We start from the raw sequence: 1,027 nt of genomic DNA, 5'->3' as shown, positions 1-1,027 counted from the left end.
CGGGCGCGCGGGGAGGGCGCGCGGGGCCCGGCGGACGCCCGGCGGGGCCCGGCGGCGGCGGAACCGGGCTGACTCGCGTACCCGGTGAAAGGTACGCTCCGGCCGTGTCCTGGAAGCCTCTGCGTGTACTGACCCCCCGCTCGATCCTGCCTGCCTCGGCGGTGGTGCTGGTCCTTGCGGCCGGGGCGGCGGCGCACGCGAACAAGCCGGTGCCGTTCGGCGACCGGGTCGCGGGACCGGGCGACGCGGGGGCGACGCCGGTGAACTCCGAGTCGCTCGGCTCGGCCGACCTCGACCTGCGGGTGGGCCCGGGCCTGGAGGCCTTCCACCAGCAGACCGGCGAGCAGGCCTGGTCCTACCGCCGCGAGGGCGTCGAGGCGCTCTACCTGGCGATGGCCGGCGACAACGCGATCGTGGTCTGGGACGACGGCATGGTCACCTCGGTGCGCCCCGGCGACCACGAGGTGCGCTGGCACCGGGTGGTGCCCGGCCTGGCCGACTGGCTGCACGGCGACGGCGAGCCCGGCGCCGACAAGCGGACCGACGCCCAGCGCAAGGCGCTCGCCAAGCAGCGGGCCGCGGCCGCGCTGCACACCGTCCAGCGGGACGGCTCGCCCTGGCTGGCCCTGGTCACCCCGAACCTCACCATGGGCCTGCGCGACGCCGACGGCGACCTGCGCTACAACGACAAGCCCTCCGGCGGCTGCGTCTACGACCCGCTGCGCGCCGTCCACACCGACTACGCCGTGCTGATCCCGCGCACCTGCACCAACGGCGCCGGGCAGGCCGTCTCCGGCGGCATCACCGGCTATCGGCTGGACAGCAACGGCTGGTCGACGAGCACCGGCCCGACGGCCACGGTCAAGGTGCTGGACCGCAGCCGGGTGGAGATCACCGACGGCCCGGTCGTCCCGCCCCGGGTGTTCGACACCAAGGCGGCCGCGCCCGAGACGGCCTGCGGCAGCGTGGGGGCGCCGTTCGCGGCGGTCCGGCCGCAGGGCGGCTGCGCGGCGGACCCGGCCGCCGG

Annotated in this window: 1 protein-coding gene; it reads left to right on the top strand. The window is 76.8% G+C overall.

All coding sequences use genetic code 11. The annotated features are described in order from the left end of the window. Positions 1-104: 104 nt before the first annotated feature. Positions 105-1,027: hypothetical protein (locus tag AE652_RS41985; RefSeq protein ID WP_049661387.1), on the top strand; the 923-nt coding region annotated here is incomplete at its 3' end.

This window comes from Kitasatospora sp. MY 5-36, from assembly GCF_001182915.1.
In the GTDB taxonomy this organism is placed as follows: domain Bacteria; phylum Actinomycetota; class Actinomycetes; order Streptomycetales; family Streptomycetaceae; genus Kitasatospora.
This window is presented reverse-complemented; position numbering and strand designations above follow the sequence as displayed.